Below are 17,960 nucleotides of genomic sequence, written 5' to 3' on the forward strand. Positions count from 1 at the left end.
GAACCGGGCGCACGACCCGGGCGGCGGCCGGCGGGGTGGCGGCCCGGGCCACCCGCCCCGCCACCCCACCGCCCAGCGCGAGATGCGCGGCATGTGGATCGCCTCCGTCGCCAACACCGACTGGCCGTCCGCGCCCGGCCTTTCGCCCGCCGAGCAGCGCCGGGAGCTGCTCGATCTGCTCGACGTCGCCGTCGAACGCCGGCTGAACGCGGTGATGTTCCAGGTCCGGCCCACCGCGGACGCCTTCTGGCCGTCGCCCTACGAGCCCTGGTCGCAGTACCTGACGGGCACTCAGGGCCGTGACCCCGGCTGGGACCCGCTGGGCACGGCGGTCCACGAGGCGCACCGGCGCGGCCTGGAACTGCACGCCTGGTTCAACCCCTACCGGGTGGCGCTGACCGACGACTCCGGCGCTCTCGCGCCCACCCACCCGGCGCGGCTGCACCCGGACTGGGCCGTGCCCTTCGGCGGCAAGCTGTACTACAACCCGGGCCTGCCCGAGGTCCGCCGCTTCGTCGAGGACGCGATGCTGGACGCGGTCCGCCGCTACCCGATCGACGCGGTGCACTGGGACGACTACTTCTACCCGTACCCGGTGGCCGGACTGTCCTTCCCGGACGATGACGCCTGGGCCCGCTACGGCGCCGGCTTCCCCGACCGCGACGCGTGGCGCCGGCACAACACCGACCTGCTGGTGCGCGAGACCGCCGCCCGAATCCGGCGGATCAGGCCGGGCACCCGCTTCGGCATCAGCCCGTTCGGCGTCTGGCGCAACGCGGCCACCGACCCGCTCGGCTCGGCCACCACCGCCGGCGTGCAGACCTACGACGACCTGCACGCGGACACCCGCGGCTGGGTCCGCAAGGAGTGGATCGACTACATCGCGCCGCAGGTCTACTGGAACCTCGGCTTCGCCGCCGCCGACTACGCCGTCCTCATTCCCTGGTGGTCCGACGTGGTTGCCGGCACCCGAGTGCGGCTCTACATCGGCGAGGCTGTGTACAAGGTCGGCGCCGCCGGCCAGCCGGCCGCCTGGCAGGACCCCGCCGAGCTCTCCCGCCATCTCACCTTCGACGCCGGCCACCCCCAGGTGCGCGGCAACGTCTTCTACTCCGCCACCCAGGTCGCGGCCGATCCGCTGGGCGCGATGAGCCGGGTCGTCGCGGACCACTACCCGACCCGGGTCCGCACGCCGTGACCGTGCTCTCGCTCCAGACCCGGCAGGCACCGCTCATCGCCGGATCGACCGCCGCGCGGCATCATCAGCCCCCGGGGGCGGGACATGCCTCCGGGCCCCGCTGCCGGTCCCGGCCCGGCCGCCGGCCGGCGGCCCGGTGGGCGAGCGGGCGTTCCGCCCGGCCGCAGGCCGTAGGCTGACCGTACGATGCACCGATTCACCACGCCCTGGGGCGACCTCGAACTGACCCGATTCCCCGCCGAGCCGCGCGAGCAGCTGCGGGCGTGGGACGCCGCGGACGAGTACCTGCTGCGGCACCTCGCGGAGCAGGGCGGGACGGCCGGCGAGGTCGTGGTGGTCGGCGACCGGTGGGGGGCCCTGACGACCGGGCTGGCAGCCTGGCGGCCCACCCAGATCTCGGACTCCTTCCTGGGCCAGCAGGCGACCCGGGCGAATCTGCGGCGCAACGCCCCGGACGCGCGGGTGCGGCTGCTGTCCACCCAGGACACCCCGCCGGAGCGGATCGACGTCCTGCTGGTCCGGGTGCCGAAGAGCCTCGCCCTGCTGGAGGACCAGCTGCGCCGGCTGGCGCCGGCCGTCCACCCGGGGACCGTGGTCATCGGCACCGGGATGGTCAGCGAGATCCACACCTCCACGCTGCGGCTCTTCGAGCGGATCCTCGGCCCGACCCGTACATCGCTGGCGGTCCGCAAGGCGCGGCTGATCCTCTGCACGCCGGCCGCCGAGGCGCCGGATCCCGGCCCGAACCCGTGGCCGCTGCGGTACGCGCTGCCGGACGGCGTCGGCCCGGTCTCCGGCCGCACCGTCACCAACCACGCCGGGGTCTTCTGCGCCGACCGGCTCGACATCGGCACCCGCTTCCTGCTCCAGCACCTGCCCGCCCGCAGCGGCCCGGACCGGGTGATCGACCTCGGCTGCGGCAACGGTGTCGTCGGTACGGCGGCGGCGCTGGCCAACCCCGCCTCCGACGTGCTCTTCGTGGACGAGTCCCACCAGGCGGTGGCGTCCGCCGAGGCCACCTTCCGTGCCAACGCCGACCCGGCCACCAAGGCCGAGTTCCTGGTCGCCGACGCCCTGACCACGATCGCGCCGGACAGCGCCGACCTGGTCCTGAACAACCCGCCGTTCCACTCCCACCGCGCCACCACCGACTCCGGCGCCCGGCACATGTTCGCCTCGGCCCGCGCCGCGCTCCGCCCGGGCGGCGAACTGTGGGTGATCGGGAACCGCCACCTGGGCTACCACCTGCGGCTGCGGCGCCTGTTCGGCAACTGCGAAGTCGTCGCCGCCGACCCGAAGTTCGTGGTCCTGCGCGCCGTCAAGGCCTGACCGGCAAGGATCTTCCACGGCGATCCACGACGGCCCGCAGCTGCCCGTCGGCGGCGAACCGGTGGCCCACCGGCGGAAACCCCCTGGTCGGCCGGGGTTTCACCGCTGGCCGCCGAAGCCCGGCAGTGTCAGGGGGCGCGCGCCCGCGTCCCCCGGGCAGACCACGGCGACCGGCCGGAATCCCGGCGCCGGTCGCCGATCCGATCCGCGGTGATCACCGCTGCCCGCGAGATCTCGCACGCACCTTTGCATAAAAGTGCAGCTCGCCGTATAGTCATGCTGTCGAGCGTGGAGGAGCGGACCGATGGCAGTGCGGGTGGCGGTGGCCGGGGCCAGTGGATATGCCGGAGGGGAAGCGCTCCGGCTGCTTCTCGGACACCCCGAGGTGGAGATCGGCGCGGTGACCGGGAATGCCAATGCCGGGCAGCTGCTCGGCGCGCTGCAGCCGCACCTGCTGCCGCTGGCCGGCCGGGTGCTGGCGCCGACCACCGCCGAGGCGCTCAGCGGGCACGACGTGGTCTTCCTCGCCCTGCCGCACGGGCAGTCCGCCGCGGTCGCCGAGCAACTCGGCGCGGACGTCCTGGTGGTGGACATGGGCGCCGACTTCCGGTTGAAGGACCCGGCGGACTGGGAGCGTTTCTACGGGTCGCCGCACGCGGGCAGTTGGCCGTACGGGCTGCCCGAGCTGCCGGGCGGCCGCGCCGCGCTGGAGGGGTCCAAGCGCATCGCGGTCCCCGGCTGCTACCCCACCGCCGTCTCGCTCGCCCTGGCCCCGGCCTACGCCGCCGACCTGGTCGAGGCGGAGGCCGTGATCATCGCCGCGTCCGGCACCTCCGGCGCCGGCAAGTCCCCCAAGCCGCACCTGCTCGGCTCCGAGGTGATGGGCTCGATGAGCCCCTACGGCGTGGGCGGCGGCCACCGGCACACCCCCGAGATGATCCAGAACCTCAGCGCGGCGGCCGGCCGCCCGGTGAACGTCTCCTTCACCCCGACCCTCGCCCCCATGTCCCGCGGCATCCTGGCCACCTGCACCGCCAAGGCCAAGCCGGGCGTCACCGCCGGCGACCTGCGCGACGTCTACGACAAGGCCTACGCCGACGAGCCCTTCGTGCACCTGCTGCCGGTCGGCCAGTGGCCGGCCACCGCCGCCGTGCACGGCTCCAACGCCACGCAACTCCAGGTGGCCCATGACGAGTTCGCGGGACGCGTGATCGTCATCAGCGCGATCGACAACCTGACCAAGGGCACCGCGGGCGGCGCGGTGCAGAGCATGAACATCGCCCTCGGGCTGCCGGAGGCGACGGGACTTTCCACGATCGGAGTCGCTCCATGACCGTGACCGCAGCCAAGGGCTTCTCGGCGGCGGGCGTCGCCGCCGGGATCAAGGAGAGCGGCGGCCTCGATGTGGCCCTGGTGGTCAACACCGGCCCGCGCCGCGCCGCAGCCGGCGTGTTCACCTCCAACCGGGTGAAGGCCGCGCCCGTCCTGTGGTCGCAACAGGTGCTCAAGGGCGGCGAGGTGACCGCCGTGGTCCTCAACTCCGGCGGCGCCAACGCCTGCACGGGCGCCCGGGGCTTCCAGGACACCCACGCCACCGCCGAGAAGGCCGCCGAGGTGCTCGGGCACAGCGCCGGCGAGATCGCCGTCGCCTCCACCGGGTTGATCGGCACCCTGCTGCCGATGGACAAGCTGCTGCCCGGCGTCGCGCTGGCCGCCGCCGAACTGTCCGAGCACGGCGGCGAGAAGGCCGCCATCGCCATCCGGACCACCGACACCGTGCACAAGACGGCCGTGGTGACCAGCCCGGCGGGATGGTCGGTCGGCGGCATGGCCAAGGGCGCCGGCATGCTCGCGCCGGGCCTGGCCACCATGCTCGTCGTGCTCACCACCGACGCCGACCTCGACGCCGGCGCCCTGGACATGGCGCTGCGCGACGCCACCCGGCAGACTTTCGACCGGATCGACTCCGACGGCTGCATGTCCACCAACGACACCGTGCTGCTGCTCGCCTCCGGTGCCTCCGACATCGCCCCCGAATACGGCGAGTTCGCGGATGCGGTGCGTACCGTCTGTGACGACCTGGCGCGGCAGCTGATCGGTGACGCCGAGGGCGCCAGCAAGGACATCAGGATCGAGGTCGTGCACGCCGCCACCGAACAGGACGCGGTGGAGGTCGGCCGGAGCATCGCCCGCAACAACCTCCTCAAGTGCGCTATCCACGGCGAGGACCCCAACTGGGGCCGGGTGCTGTCCGCGATCGGCACCACCGAGGCGGCTTTCGAACCCGATCGACTGGCCGTCGCCATCAACGGCGTGTGGGTCTGCCGGGACGGCTCGGTCGGCGAGGACCGCGAACGGGTGGACATGCGCTTCCGCGAGGTCGTCATCACCGCGGACCTCGCGGCGGGCGACGCGACCGCGGTCATCTGGACCAACGACCTCACCGCCGACTACGTGCACGAGAACAGCGCGTACAGCTCATGAGCCCCCGCAAGCACACCGCGCTGCCCAAGGCCCGCACCCTCATCGAGGCACTGCCCTGGCTGACCCGCCACCACGGCAGGACCGTTGTCATCAAGTTCGGCGGAAACGCCATGGTGGACGAGGAGTTGAAAGCGGCCTTCGCCCAGGACGTGGTCTTCCTGCGGCACGCCGGACTGCGGCCGGTGGTGGTGCACGGCGGCGGCCCGCAGATCAAGGCCCAGCTCGAACTGCACGGCCTGGTCAGCGAGTTCAAGGCCGGACTGCGGGTCACCACCCCCGAGGCGATGGATGTGGTCCGGATGGTGCTGGCCGGTCAGGTGCAGCGCGAACTGGTCAATCTGCTCAACCAGCACGGCCCGCTGGCCGTCGGTATGACCGGTGAGGACGCGCACACCATCACCGCCGTCAAGCACTACCCGCGCATCGACGGCGAGCTGGTGGACATCGGCCGGGTCGGCGAGATCACCGCGATCGACACCGGGGCCATCGAGGCGCTGCTGGGCGACGGCCGCATCCCGGTCGTCTCCTCCATCGCCCGCGCCTCCGACGACGGCCACGTCTACAACGTCAACGCCGACACCGCGGCCGCCGCGCTGGCCGCCGCGCTCGGCGCCGAGACGCTGATGGTGCTCACCGACGTGGAGGGCTTGTACGAGGACTGGCCGAACAGCGACGAGGTGATCAGCCGGCTCACCGCCTCCGAACTGGAGAAGCTGCTGCCCGACCTGTCCAGCGGCATGGTCCCCAAGATGGAGGGCTGCCTGCACGCGGTCCGCAACGGCGTGCACACCGCCCGCGTCATCGACGGCCGCGTGCAGCACGCCATCCTGCTGGAGATCTTCACCGACGAGGGGATCGGCACCATGGTGGTGCCGGACCCGGAAGAACCCGCCGCCGCGGCGCCCGCGGTGTCCGCGGCAGCAGCGGGAACGCCCGCAGAACAAGGAGGAGACCGGTGACCGGCAACGAGGAGCTGGCACGGCGCTGGCAGGGCTCGCTGATGGACAACTACGGGCTGCCGCGGCTGCCGCTGGTCCGCGGCGAGGGCGCCAGGTTCTGGGACGCCGACGGGAAGGTCTACTACGACTTCCTCGGCGGCCTCGCCGTCAACGCCCTCGGCACCGCGCACCCGGCCGTGGTCGAAGCGGTGTCCCGCCAGGTCGCCTCCCTCGGCCATGTCTCCAACCTCTTCATCGCCGAACCGCCGATCGCCCTGGCCGAGCGGCTGCTCCAGCTGTCCGGCCGCCCCGGCCGGGTCTTCTTCGCCAACTCCGGCGCCGAGGCCAACGAGGCCGCCTTCAAGATCGGCCGGCTGACCGGCCGCCGCCACATGGTCGCCACCGACGGCGCCTTCCACGGCCGCACCATGGGCGCCCTCGCCCTCACCGGCCAGCCGAAGAAACGTGACGCCTTCCAGCCGCTGCCCGGCGACGTCACCCATGTGCCCTTCGGCGACACCGAGGCGCTGCGGGCGGCGGTCGGTACCGACACCGCGCTGGTCGTCCTGGAGCCGATCCAGGGTGAGAACGGGGTGGTGGTGCCCCCCGCGGGCTACCTGCGGGCGGCCCGGGAGATCACCGCCGCCACCGGCACGCTGCTGGTGCTGGACGAGGTGCAGACCGGCGTCGGCCGGACCGGGCACTGGTTCGCCTGCCAGGCCGAAGGCGTTCGCGCCGATGTGGTCACCCTCGCCAAGGGCCTCGGCGGCGGTCTGCCGCTGGGCGCCACCATCGCCTTCGGGGCGGCCGCCGAACTGCTCACCCCGGGCGCGCACGGCACCACCTTCGGCGGCAACCCGGTCTCCTGCGCGGCCGGGCTCGCCGTGCTCGACACCATCGCGGCCGACGGCATCCTCGACAACGTCAAGCGGCAGGGCGAGAAGCTGATCAAGGGCATCGAGGCGCTGCGACACCCGCTGGTCGATCATGTGCGCGGTTCCGGCCTGCTGATCGGTATCGTGCTCACCGAGCCGCTGTCCGCGCAGGTCCAGCAGGCGGCTCAGGACGCCGGACTGCTGGTGAACGCGGCCGTCCCCGACACGGTGCGGCTCGCGCCGCCGCTGATCGTCGGCGACACCGAGACGGACGTGTTCCTCCGGACCCTGCCCGGCGTCCTCGACCAGGTGCACCGGGCCGCCCGGGAGCGAAGCAACGGAGAATGACGCGACGATGAGCGAAGCCACCGCGCACGGCAACGGCCAAGCCGTACCGCAGACCCGCACGGCCCGGCACCGCAGGATCGTGGACATCCTGGGCCGGCAGCCGGTGCGGTCGCAGAGCCAGCTGGCCAAGCTCCTCGCCGACGACGGGCTGAGCGTCACCCAGGCGACGCTCAGCCGCGACCTCGACGAACTCGGCGCGGTGAAGATCCGTACCAACGACGGCGAGCTCATCTACGCGGTCCCCTCCGAGGGCGGCTTCCGCACCCCGCAGGCGCCGCTCGGCGAATCGGTCAAGGAGGAGCGGATGCGGCGGCTGGCGGCCGAGCTGCTCATCTCCGCCGAGGCGTCCGCCAATCTGGTGGTGGTCCGCACCCCGCCCGGCGCCGCCCAGTTCCTGGCCTCCTCGATCGACCAGGCCGAGGTGTACGACATCCTCGGCACCATCGCCGGCGACGACACGGTGGTGCTGATCAGCCGCGACCCCACCGGCGGTCAGAAGCTCGCCGACCATCTGCTGCGCCTGGCCCAGGGCGAGGCATAGGCGGGCGCCGGGCTGCGGCCCGGCCGTCCTGCCGGTAGCGGGCCCGTACGCCACCGGACCCCGCTGTCTCCGCCTTCCGGCGCGCCCCTCGTCACCTCTCGTTCCCGCCGTGCCGCCACGCTGACCTGCCGCGTTGACGAAGCATGCGGTGGAGTGCATACTTATACCAGTCAGCGTATGCATCGTAAGGAGAGACTCGTGACCGAGCGCGTCGTACTCGCCTATTCCGGCGGCCTGGACACCTCCGTCGCCATCGGCTGGATCGCCGAGGAGACCGGCGCCGACGTCATCGCCGTCGCGGTCGATGTCGGCCAGGGCGGCGAGGACCTGGACGTCATCCGCAAGCGCGCGCTCGCCTGCGGTGCTGTCGAAGCCGAAGTGGCCGACGCCAGGACCGAGTTCGCCGACGAGTACTGCCTGCCGGCGCTCAAGGCCAACGCCCTGTACATGGACCGCTATCCGCTGGTCTCCGCGCTGTCCCGGCCGGTCATCGTCAAGCACCTGGTGGCCGCGGCACGCAAGCACGGCGCCGACACGGTCGCCCACGGCTGCACCGGCAAGGGCAACGACCAGGTCCGGTTCGAGGCGGGCATCTCCTCGCTGGCGCCCGACCTGCACTGCATCGCCCCGGTCCGCGACTACGCCATGACCCGGGACAAGGCGATCGCGTTCTGCGAGGAGAAGAACCTCCCCATCGCCACCACCAAGAAGTCGCCGTACTCCATCGACCAGAACGTCTTCGGGCGGGCCGTCGAGACCGGCTTCCTGGAGGACATCTGGAACGCGCCGATCGAGGACGTCTACGAGTACACCGAGAACCCGGCCACGCCCCGGGACGCCGACGAGGTGGTCATCGCCTTCCGCAAGGGCGTCCCGGTCGCCGTCGACGGCCGGCCGGTCACCGTGCTCGAAGCCATCCAGCAGCTCAACAAGCGGGCCGGCGCCCAGGGCATCGGCCGGATCGACATGGTCGAGGACCGGCTGGTCGGCATCAAGTCCCGGGAGATCTACGAGGCCCCGGGCGCGATCGCGCTGATCACCGCCCACCAGGAGCTGGAGAACGTCACCGTCGAGCGCGAACTGGCCCGCTACAAGCGGCAGGTCGAGCAGCGCTGGGGCGAACTGGTCTACGACGGCCTGTGGTTCTCGCCGCTCAAGCGGGCGCTGGACGGCTTCATCGACGAGGCCAACGAGTACGTCACCGGCGAGGTCCGGATGGTGCTGCACGGCGGCCGGGCGGTCGTCAACGGCCGGAAGTCCGCCACCTCGCTCTACGACTTCAACCTGGCCACCTACGACACCGGCGACACCTTCGACCAGTCGCTGTCCAAGGGCTTCATCGAGATCTTCGGCATGTCCTCGAAGATCGCCGCCAAGCGGGACCTGGCGCAGTGACGAACGGCCAGGGCAGCAAGGAGACCGGCCACCACAGCGGTCAGGACACCGGCAAGGACACCGGTGGGGGCAAGCTGTGGGGCGGACGGTTCGCCGACGGGCCGTCCGCCGCGCTGGAGAAGCTCTCCGCCTCGGTGCACTTCGACTTCCGGCTCGCGCCCTACGACATCGCCGGCTCGCGGGCGCACGCCCGGGTGCTGCACCGGGCGGGACTGCTCACCGCGGACGAACTCGCCCGGATGACCGCCGGGCTCGACGCGCTCGAAACAGCCGTGGCCGAGGGCGGGTTCACCGGCACCGTCGCGGACGAGGACGTGCACACCGCACTGGAGCGCGGCCTGGTGGAGCGCCTCGGGCCCGACCTCGGGGGCAAGCTGCGGGCCGGCCGGTCCCGCAACGACCAGGTCGCCACCCTGTTCCGGATGTACCTGCGCGACCACGCGCGGATCATCGGCGGACTGATCGCCGACCTCCAGGAGGCGCTGATCGGCCTGGCCGAGGCCCACCCGGAGCTGGCGATGCCCGGCCGCACCCACCTCCAGCACGCCCAGCCGGTGCTGTTCGCCCACCACATGCTCGCGCATGTCCAGGCCCTGTCCCGGGACGGGGAGCGGCTGCGGCAGTGGGACGAGCGGACCGCCGTGTCGCCCTACGGATCGGGCGCGCTGGCCGGCTCCTCGCTCGGCCTGGACCCGGAGGCGGTCGCCCGCGACCTCGGCTTCGAGGGCGGCAGCGTCGGCAACTCCATCGACGGCACCGCCTCGCGCGACTTCGCCGCCGAATTCGCCTTCATCACGGCCATGATCGGCGTCAATCTGTCCCGGATCGCCGAAGAGGTCATTATCTGGAACACGAAGGAATTCTCCTTCGTGACCCTGCACGACGCCTTCTCCACCGGCTCCTCGATCATGCCGCAGAAGAAGAACCCGGACATCGCCGAGCTGGCCCGCGGCAAGTCCGGGCGGCTGATCGGCAACCTCACCGGACTGATGGCGACCCTCAAGGCGCTGCCGCTGGCGTACAACCGGGACCTCCAGGAGGACAAGGAGCCGGTCTTCGACTCCTGCGACCAACTGGAGGTGCTGCTGCCGGCGTTCACCGGGATGATGGCCACGCTGACCGTGCACCGGGAGCGGCTGGAGCAACTGGCCCCGGCCGGCTTCTCGCTGGCCACCGACATCGCCGAGTGGCTGGTCCGGCAAGGGGTGCCGTTCCGGGTCGCGCACGAGGTGGCGGGGGAGTGCGTCAAGGTCTGCGAAGCCGAGGACATCGGCCTCGACGAGCTGACCGACGAGCAGTTCGCCAAGATCTCGCCGCACCTGACGCCCGAGGTGCGGACGGTGCTCGATGTGCCCGGCTCGCTGGCGTCGCGAAGCGCCCGCGGCGGCACCGCGCCGAGTGCCGTCGCCCGGCAGCTGACCGAGCTCAGGGCCGACGTGGCCGAGCAGCAGCGGTGGGCGCACGCCAAGGACGAGTAGCCCGTCTCAGGCCCGGCCCGTCAGGCCCGGCCCGCCGCGGGGCGGCCCGACGCGGAGGGGACGGCGCACGAGCGCCGTCCCCCAGTGATCGCTTCCGGGCGGCCAGGGCCGCCCGGGCGGTTCGGACGGCTCAGGCGGCTCAGGCGGCTCAGGCGGCCTTCATCTTGGTCGCGTAGATGTCGACGTACTCCTGGCCGGACAGGTGCATCACCCGGCTCATCACCTCGTCGGTCACCGCGCGCAGCACATAGCGGTCGCGGTCCATGCCCTCGTAGCGGGCGAAATCCAGCGGGGCGCCGAAGCGGATGGTGACCGGGGCGATCCGGAGCATGCCGCTGCCGCCGGGCTGCACCTTGTCGGTGCCGATCATCGCGAACGGGACCACCGGGGCGCCGGTCATCAGCGCCAGGCGGGCGATGCCGGTGCGGCCGCGGTAGAGCCGGCCGTCGGGGGAGCGGGTGCCCTCGGGGTAGATGCCGAAGATCCTGCCCTCGTCCAGCACCCGGCGGCCCGTCATCAGCGCCGCGACCCCGCCGTGCCCGCCGTCCCGGTCCACCGGGATCATGCCGCAGGTGGTGAAGAACCAGGCCATCAGCCGGCCCTTGACGCCCTTGCCGGTGACGTACTCGTCCTTGCCGATGAAGTACACCTGGCGCCGCACCACCAGTGACAAGAACAGCGAGTCGATGAAGGTCACGTGATTTCCGGCCAGGATCACCGGTCCGTCGCCGGGGATCCGCGCCACGCCCTCGACCGCGGGGCGGTACAGGACGCGCATCAGTACCAGCAGGATCGCCTTGAGCACGCTGCGGGACAGGCGGGAGAACAACGGACCCTCCGGTAGGTCACAGGCACAGTCACGGCCGACAGGAGCAGGGGCCGCCGCCGCGTGAGGCTACCGGCCCGTACCCGAGGACGATACTTCCGCACTCGGCGCCCGCGCACGTCGGGTTCACCCGATGGCTACCTCCTGTTGACAGCGCCCGGACGCCCGCGGACCGGCGATCCGGCGCGGGACGGACCACACCATGAGGTGAAACCGGCCGCGCCGGGCCGCCGGCCGCAGCGGCCGCCGGGGGAGGCCGGATATGCAGATCCCCATGGAATCTGTGGCGCCCCGCGACCCGCGACCCCTACCCCGTACGCCCGGCTCGGACCGCTGCTCACCGCGGAGGCCGCAGCGGAGGCCCCGCCGGGGGCCGGCATCGAGGCCGCCGACCTGGAACAAGCGGTCTGGCTCAGGCTGCTGGAGCTGGACGGTCCGCCCGCCGAGCCCGGCCACTGGGTGCGCGGCGCGGTACGCGACGAGGCGCGCGCGGCGGCCCGGCGCATCCGCCGCGAGCGGCCCTGCGGGGCCCCCGACGCCGGCCCGTCCGACCCGGGCGACGGCGCCGCGGCGACCGGGAACGTCGAGGACCACGTACTGGCCGCCGAGCGGCAGCGCGCGGTGCTGGCCGCGGTGCGACTGCTGCCCGGACGCTGCCCGCAGATCGTCGCGGCGCTGATGAACCGCGCCGATCCCACGTACGCCGAAATCGCCCGCGAGTTGGGTATCTCACAAGGCAGCCTGGGCCCGCTGCGCTCACGCTGCCTCGGCTGTCTTCGGTCGATCCTGAATTCGAGGGTTGGATCCCCGGTGAGACGGGGTAATGCACGGTAAACACTCAGCGGCGGTGGGCACCTTTGGCCCGCGCGGACGAGACTGAGACGAGTAGCACATCTGCGCTGCCCGCCAGGAGAGTTTGTGCGATCATCGGCGCCACGGAGGCGGCGCATACCCGCACCAACTCCGCTCACACACACGTCCCGGGCACACCACACCCGCAACTGCCCGGACGGATTCGAAGGGGAGGCCTGCGCGCATGGGCATGAGCGTGACCATCTCTACGGCGGAGGACAGCGACGCCGAGAAGATCCTGAAACTCCAATACCTTTGTTACCAGGGCGAAGCGGAGCTCTACGGCGACTACGCCATAGAGCCGCTCACCCAGACCCTCGACGAACTGCGGGCCGAACTCGCCCAGGGCGTGGTCCTGGTGGCGCGGCTCGGCCAGGAGGTGGTCGGCTCGGTGCGCGGCGCGGTGGACGACGACGGCACCGCCCGTATCGGCAAGCTGATCGTGCACCCGCGCCTGCAGCGGCACGGCCTCGGCGGACGGCTGCTGGCCGCTCTCGAAGGACGGCTCGCGGCGGAGGCGGAGGCCAAGCGGTACCGGCTGTTCACCGGCCACCGCAGCCAGGTCAATCTGCGGATGTACCGCAAGCTCGGCTACGAGCAGGTGGGCGCCGCCGAGCCGGTCAGCCGCCGGCTGAGCCTGGTGCACATGGAGAAGTCCGCGCAGAGCGACCCGGCCCCGTCCTTCGCGGCCACCGCCTGAGGCGTTCGCCGCCGAACGCGCGGTCCGGCTCAGTGACCGGTCTGCTGCGGTTGTGCCCCCGCCTCACGAGCGGCCCGGCGCAGCCACAGCAGACCGGCCACCGGAAGCGCCAGCGGCAGGAAGACGTAGCCGATCCCGAAGTCCGACCAGACCGTCGCGTCCGGGAAGGCCGAGGAGTCCACTATCGTCGCGACGCCGACCGCGAGCACCCCGATCAGCTCGGCCGAGCAGCAGACCAGCGCCACCTTGCGGGCCGACTCGCCGCCGCGCCACAGGGCCAGGGTGATCACCGCGTAGACCACTCCGGCCACGCCGGACAGCGCGTACGCCAGCGGCGCCTCGTGGTATTTGGTGCTGAGCTGGACGATCGAGCGGGACAGCGCGGCGACGGTGAACACCGCGTAGAGCGAGAGCAGCAGCCGCCCCGGCCCGGTGCCGATGCGGTTCGCGGGCCCCGCCGCCTCGGTCTCCGCAGGCTCGGTCGGTCGTGTCATGTCCTCAGCCATGTCCGTTACCCCAGATCTCGTGCAGCCGCAGTTCCAGCACGGCCAGGATGATGCCGCCGGCCGCGACGATCGCCGAGCCCCAACGGGTGCGCTCGGCAAGGGACATGAAGCCCGCCGCCGGAATCGTGCAGGCCGCGCCGATCTGGTAGGCGAGGAAGACCGCCAGCCCCTGCGCCGGCCGCTCGCCGCCGGCCAGCTGCACCACCGAGATCACCAGCTGGACCAGGGCGATCAGCGACACCACGGCCATGCCGGCGAAATGCCAGTCCTTCGTCGGCGAGTCACGGTACGCCGCGAAACCGCACCACGCCGCGAGCAGCAGCGCCGTGACGGTGACCGTGATGACGACCGCGTCGAGCATGGGACGACTTTATTACGGTCGGTGCGGGCCCCTGTCCCCGCCCCCGTTCCGGCCCGCCCGCCGCCTCAGCCGTGGCGCAGCCAGTAGACATCCGTGGTGTACGGCATCTCGATCGCCCCGGGGCTCCGGGTCGCGTCGTAGGCGCCCAGCACCGACTCCACCTCGGACCGCACCCGGGCCTGCGCGGGGGCGTCCAGCACGGCGATGTGGCTGGACGACATCATCCGCTCCACCACGTCGGCGACCGTCGTCGTGTAGGGATTGGGCCAGTGCCGCTCCTTGATGGCGCCCCAGCCCGCGCGGGCCGCGAAGGCATCGCGCCAGTTCCCGGGGTCGCCGAGGCCGGACGCCAGCGGCGGGCTGGGCAGATCGCGCGGCGCCAGCCGGAAGTAGATGTCCTGGAAGTCCCGCATCCACGGCACCGAGGTGTCGTAGGTGTTCCACACCAGCGCCAGCGCGCCGCCCGGCCGCAGCAGCCGCTCCACCTCGGCCAGCGCCTCGCCCTCCTGGAACCAGTGCCAGGCCTGCGCCGCCACCACCGCGTCCGCGCAGCCGTCCGGCAGCCCGGTCGCCTCGGCCGTACCGCCGGTGACCGCCACCCCCGGCAGCAGCTCGGCGATCTGCTCGCGCATCTCCCGGACCGGCTCCACCGCCAGTACCTCGGCGCCCGTCAGCGCCAGCAGGCGGGTGAATTTGCCGGTGCCGGCACCAAGATCGACCACGGTCCGGCCCGACTCCAGGGGCAGCGCGTCGGCCAGCGCCGCGAGCGCCGCCAGCGGATAGGAGGGTCGGGAGCGCTCGTAGACCCCCGCGGCCCGCTGATAGCCGACTCCTGCTGCGTGGTGCACTGTCACGCGGGCTGACGGTAGCAGGATCGGATGACGTCCACGGATACCCGTCCTGACCGGCATCCGGCCTACTCTGAAAGGGCGTTCGCCGCCGCGGCCCCCGGCAGCGCCGCCACCACCCTGCCCGGGGGACGCCGTGCCTGATGCTGCATGCTGTTCAGTTCACAGCTGTGCAATCCACCCATGCCCCTGGTTACGGAGCAGCGAATGACCTCAGCACCGGCCTTCCCGGACATCTCCATCTCCACGGAGCGGCTGGCGCTGCGCGCGTACGACGAAGCCGACGTCCCCTCCCTCACGGAGATGATGGACGACGAGCTGATCACCGCCTGGACCGGCGTCCCGCACCCCTACTCCGAGAAGGACGCCCGCGAGTTCGTCGCCCGGGCCGCCCCCGCAGAGCGTACCGAGGGCCGCGGCCTGGTCCTGGCCGTCACCGAATTCCTCACCCAGCGGCTGGTCGGCACCGTCACCCTGCAGCGGACCGACTGGCGGATCCGCGCCACCGAGATCGGTTATCTGACCGCCGTCTGGGCCCGCGGCGAGGGGTACGCCTGCGAAGCGGTGCTCGGCGTCTGCCGCTGGCTGTTCGAGGAACAGGGCTTCGCCCGGGTCGAACTGCGCACCGCCGCGGACAACACCGCCTCCCAGCAGGTCGCCCAGAAAATCGGCTGCGTCAGCGAGGGCGTGCTGCGCGGCGCCGGACTGGTCCGCACGCAGGCGGAGGGCGGCGAATGGGCCGAGACCCGCACCGATCTGCTGGTCTGGAGCCTGCTTCCCGAGGACCTCGACGACCATTCCGGGCAGCGGTCCGACGGCGACGCCTACCACAACTACCCGGACTACAGCGCTTACGCGGACTGGCACTGACCGCGCCGCCCCGACCTGGGGCGCTCCGGGTTAGGGTTCTCACCCCGGGAAGGTGTTCCGCACTTCTCACCGCGCCGATCCGACGTGTCCTCCCGCACCGGAGAGCGCGCCGAGCAGACCGATCCGCCGGGACCGCCGCGATCCGCAGCGGTCCGCACCGCCATGAAGGGGCAGAGACGATGGCCGACCGGGTCACCGTGATCGGTTGGGACGGCTCACCCCCGTCCGAAGCCGCCAAGGCCGCGCTCGGCGCCGCCACGCTGGTGGCCGGCACCCGCTACCACCTTGCCCTCCCGTATGTCCCGAAGGGCGCCGAGCAGATCGTGCTCGGCAGCATCGAGATCGCCGCCCGGCGGATCGCGGCCCACCGCGGTACCGCGGTGGTGCTCGCCGACGGCGACCCCGGCTTCTTCGGCGTGGTCCGCGCGCTGCGCGATCCCGAGCACGGCCTCGAAGTCGAGGTCGTCCCCGGTGTCTCCTCCGTGGCCCGGGCCTTCGCCCGGGCCGGAATGCCGTGGGACGACGCCCGGGTGGTCGCCGCCACCAGCCGCACGCTGCGCCGCGCGGTCAACGTCTGCCGGGCCTACCCCAAGGTGGCGGTCCTCACCGCGCCCGGCGCCGGGCCCGCCGAACTCGCCCTGCTGCTCACCGGAGTGCACCGCACCTTCGTGATCTGCGAGGCCCTCGGCACCGAGCAGGAACAGGTCACCGTGCTGACCTCCGACAAGGTCGCCGACCACATCTGGCGCGAGCCCAACGTCGTCCTCGTCGTCGGCGGCATCACCTCGTCCGCGCGCGAGGTGACCGGGCCGGGGGTGCCCCCGACGCAGTCCGGGGGAGGCTGGATCGCCGGCCGCGACCCGGGCTTCCCGGGCCCGGTCCGCGGCTGGGCGCTGGCCGCCTCCGCATACGGCGGCCATGTTCCCGCCCAGCTGCGCGCCTTCCAACTGGCCCGGCTCGGGCCGCGCACCGGCGACCTGCTGTGGGACATCGGCGCCGCCGACGGCGCGATCGCCATCGAGGCGGCCCGATTCGGCGCCGCCGTCATCGCCGTCGACCGCGACGCCGACGCCTGCGACTGGATCACGGTGACCGCCCGGCGCGGCGGCGTACAACTGCACGTCGTGCACGGCACCGCGCCCCAGGTGCTCGACGACCTCCCCGAGCCCGACGTGATACGCATCGGCCACGCCGACGCCGAGGTCGTCGCGGCCTGCGCGGCCCGCCGGCCCGAGCGGATCGTCACCACGGCGGCCACCCGTGACAAGGCCGAAGCGGTCACCCGGGCGCTGGAGGAGGGCGGTTACGACGTGGAGCGCGCGCTGCTCCAATCGGTCGAACTGGACAGCGAGTGGACCGAGCGCGAGCGGTCGGTGACCTTCGCGCTGAGCGGCACCCGCCGCTGACCTCCGGCGGGTCGCGGCGCGGCCCCCCACCCCGTGCGCAGGGGCACCCTTGACCGTGTTTGCGCTGGTCGCAGCGGTACCGGAGGGGTCGGTGTGAGATACGTCCCGAGGTACGGACTCCTGGGCGGGCCGCCGTCCGGCGGGGGGTAGGCTGACGGATCGTTGTGCCGTCGTCGTGCGTTGACGGGGTGTCGAGCTCCAGGACACCGGGCCCCGACGTGCCGCATCCCCGGCACGCTCGTTGTTGTTCGCGGGGGCCGGGGTGTTGGGGGCGCGGCGGCTGGAAGGAGCGAAACCGATGGGCGAGGGGCACGCATGACGGACACCGGTCAGATCCCCGGCGAGGGGCTACCGGGGAACCCGGTCGGGGAGGCGGCTCAGCAGCCGCACACCGACATCCCCGGCAACGGCGTACCGCAGCAGCCCGGATGGGGAGCGGACCCGCACGTCCCGCACCCCGCCACGGTCCCGCCGGGCGGCCCGGCCCAGCAGGCCGACGAGCACGGCGCGCCCGCGTACACCTACCTCGACCACCCGGCCGCGCCGGGCGCCCCCGGGCTGGAGGACGAGGACGACGTCCTGCTCATGCCCGGGCCGCAGGGCAGTTGGAGCGACCCGCAGCCGGTGCCGCCGCAGCGCTATGACGCGCCGTCGGTCCTGGACCCGGGCTCGCCGCCGCCGATGACGGAGCCGGCGGAGTCGCCCCTCGCGGAGTCGGCCGCGCCGCCCACCGCCCCCCGGCGCCCCCTGCACATGGGTCCGCCGATCCCGGACCAGCCGACCAGCGGCGTCTCGGTCCGCTCGCTGGCCGACCGCGGTCCCGCCGTCCGCCTCCCCGGGCCGGCCGCCGCCGGCCCCGAATACCTGGACGTGCCGTCGGACGAGTCGGCCGGCATCCCCGCGCAGCAGACCGGCGAACCGGCCCGCCCGGCCGTCCCGGTACCGGGCAGCGCCTGGCCCGCGGCGCCGACCGGACCGGCGGCCTCCCAGCAGTCGCTCATCCCG

General features: G+C 72.7%; 17 protein-coding genes and 1 pseudogene. 14 read left to right on the forward strand and 4 right to left on the reverse strand.

Annotated elements, in window-relative coordinates; all coding sequences use genetic code 11:
• The 9 genes from GA0115240_RS27930 to argH form a co-directional block, all read left to right on the forward strand.
• On the forward strand, positions 1-1,198 hold a 1,198-nt coding region (locus tag GA0115240_RS27930), incomplete at its 5' end, for a glycoside hydrolase family 10 protein (protein WP_107407223.1).
• A gap of 186 nt (positions 1,199-1,384) precedes the next feature.
• A complete protein-coding gene (locus GA0115240_RS27935; protein WP_093740895.1) occupies positions 1,385-2,527 on the forward strand; it encodes a methyltransferase in 1,143 nt (380 codons plus the stop codon).
• Positions 2,528-2,831: 304 nt separating this feature from the next.
• On the forward strand, positions 2,832-3,860 hold the full coding sequence (gene argC, locus GA0115240_RS27940) for an N-acetyl-gamma-glutamyl-phosphate reductase (protein ID WP_093740897.1): 1,029 nt from the start codon (positions 2,832-2,834) through the stop codon (positions 3,858-3,860).
• Entirely contained in the window at positions 3,857-5,011 is a 1,155-nt protein-coding gene (gene argJ, locus GA0115240_RS27945; RefSeq protein WP_093740899.1) for a bifunctional glutamate N-acetyltransferase/amino-acid acetyltransferase ArgJ, read from the forward strand. Before argC ends, argJ begins: the two co-directional genes overlap by 4 nt.
• Positions 5,008-5,970, forward strand: coding sequence for an acetylglutamate kinase (gene argB, locus GA0115240_RS27950; protein WP_093740901.1), 963 nt, complete (start codon positions 5,008-5,010; stop codon positions 5,968-5,970). The genes argJ and argB overlap by 4 nt, the downstream gene beginning before the upstream one ends.
• Complete coding sequence (locus GA0115240_RS27955) at positions 5,967-7,172, forward strand: acetylornithine transaminase (protein WP_093740904.1); 1,206 nt, start codon at positions 5,967-5,969, stop codon at positions 7,170-7,172. Before argB ends, GA0115240_RS27955 begins: the two co-directional genes overlap by 4 nt.
• Before the next feature lie 7 nt (positions 7,173-7,179).
• Positions 7,180-7,713: an arginine repressor gene (locus GA0115240_RS27960; protein WP_093740906.1), complete on the forward strand. Its 534-nt coding sequence runs from the start codon at positions 7,180-7,182 to the stop codon at positions 7,711-7,713.
• A 198-nt stretch (positions 7,714-7,911) separates the two neighbouring features.
• Positions 7,912-9,108 carry an argininosuccinate synthase gene (locus tag GA0115240_RS27965; RefSeq protein WP_093740908.1) on the forward strand — a complete coding sequence of 399 codons (1,197 nt, stop codon included), beginning with the start codon at positions 7,912-7,914 and terminating at the stop codon, positions 9,106-9,108.
• A gap of 74 nt (positions 9,109-9,182) precedes the next feature.
• Positions 9,183-10,586 (forward strand): argininosuccinate lyase, encoded by a 1,404-nt coding sequence (gene argH, locus GA0115240_RS27970; RefSeq protein WP_093740920.1) that lies wholly within the window; start codon positions 9,183-9,185, stop codon positions 10,584-10,586.
• Positions 10,587-10,734: 148 nt separating this feature from the next.
• On the opposite strand, the gene GA0115240_RS27975 is transcribed toward argH, so the two are convergent.
• A complete protein-coding gene (locus tag GA0115240_RS27975) occupies positions 10,735-11,403 on the reverse strand; it encodes a lysophospholipid acyltransferase family protein (RefSeq protein ID WP_093740921.1) in 669 nt (222 codons plus the stop codon).
• Positions 11,404-11,691: 288 nt separating this feature from the next.
• Between GA0115240_RS27975 and GA0115240_RS27980 the strand changes: the two genes are divergently transcribed.
• Positions 11,692-12,246 carry a sigma-70 family RNA polymerase sigma factor gene (locus tag GA0115240_RS27980; protein WP_093740923.1) on the forward strand — a complete coding sequence of 185 codons (555 nt, stop codon included), beginning with the start codon at positions 11,692-11,694 and terminating at the stop codon, positions 12,244-12,246.
• Between the two features lie 202 nt (positions 12,247-12,448).
• Positions 12,449-12,964 carry a GNAT family N-acetyltransferase gene (locus tag GA0115240_RS27985; RefSeq protein WP_093740909.1) on the forward strand — a complete coding sequence of 172 codons (516 nt, stop codon included), beginning with the start codon at positions 12,449-12,451 and terminating at the stop codon, positions 12,962-12,964.
• Positions 12,965-12,993: 29 nt separating this feature from the next.
• Here the strand turns inward: GA0115240_RS27985 and GA0115240_RS27990 are convergent, their stop codons facing one another.
• The 3 genes from GA0115240_RS27990 to GA0115240_RS28000 form a co-directional block, all read right to left on the reverse strand.
• On the reverse strand, positions 12,994-13,458 hold the full coding sequence (locus GA0115240_RS27990; RefSeq protein WP_093740925.1) for a hypothetical protein: 465 nt from the start codon (positions 13,456-13,458) through the stop codon (positions 12,994-12,996).
• A gap of 4 nt (positions 13,459-13,462) precedes the next feature.
• The gene (locus tag GA0115240_RS27995) at positions 13,463-13,831 is read right to left on the reverse strand and encodes a hypothetical protein (protein WP_093740911.1); all 369 of its coding nucleotides are present in this window, start codon (positions 13,829-13,831) and stop codon (positions 13,463-13,465) included.
• A 65-nt stretch (positions 13,832-13,896) separates the two neighbouring features.
• A complete protein-coding gene (locus GA0115240_RS28000; RefSeq protein ID WP_176725191.1) occupies positions 13,897-14,685 on the reverse strand; it encodes a class I SAM-dependent methyltransferase in 789 nt (262 codons plus the stop codon).
• Positions 14,686-14,886: 201 nt separating this feature from the next.
• Here GA0115240_RS28000 and GA0115240_RS28005 point away from each other — a divergent pair, with 201 nt between their 5' ends.
• From GA0115240_RS28005 to GA0115240_RS28015, 3 genes and pseudogenes are all read left to right on the forward strand, one after another.
• Positions 14,887-15,549, forward strand: a complete 663-nt coding sequence (locus GA0115240_RS28005) for a GNAT family N-acetyltransferase (protein WP_093740915.1) — start codon at positions 14,887-14,889, stop codon at positions 15,547-15,549.
• A gap of 179 nt (positions 15,550-15,728) precedes the next feature.
• On the forward strand, positions 15,729-16,955 hold the full coding sequence (gene cbiE, locus GA0115240_RS28010) for a precorrin-6y C5,15-methyltransferase (decarboxylating) subunit CbiE (protein ID WP_093740917.1): 1,227 nt from the start codon (positions 15,729-15,731) through the stop codon (positions 16,953-16,955).
• Positions 16,956-17,270: 315 nt separating this feature from the next.
• Positions 17,271-17,960 (forward strand): annotated as a pseudogene (locus tag GA0115240_RS28015) (hypothetical protein); the annotation flags it as partial.

Origin of the sequence: Streptomyces sp. DvalAA-14 (assembly GCF_900091855.1) — a bacterium.
GTDB lineage: Bacteria > Actinomycetota > Actinomycetes > Streptomycetales > Streptomycetaceae > Actinacidiphila.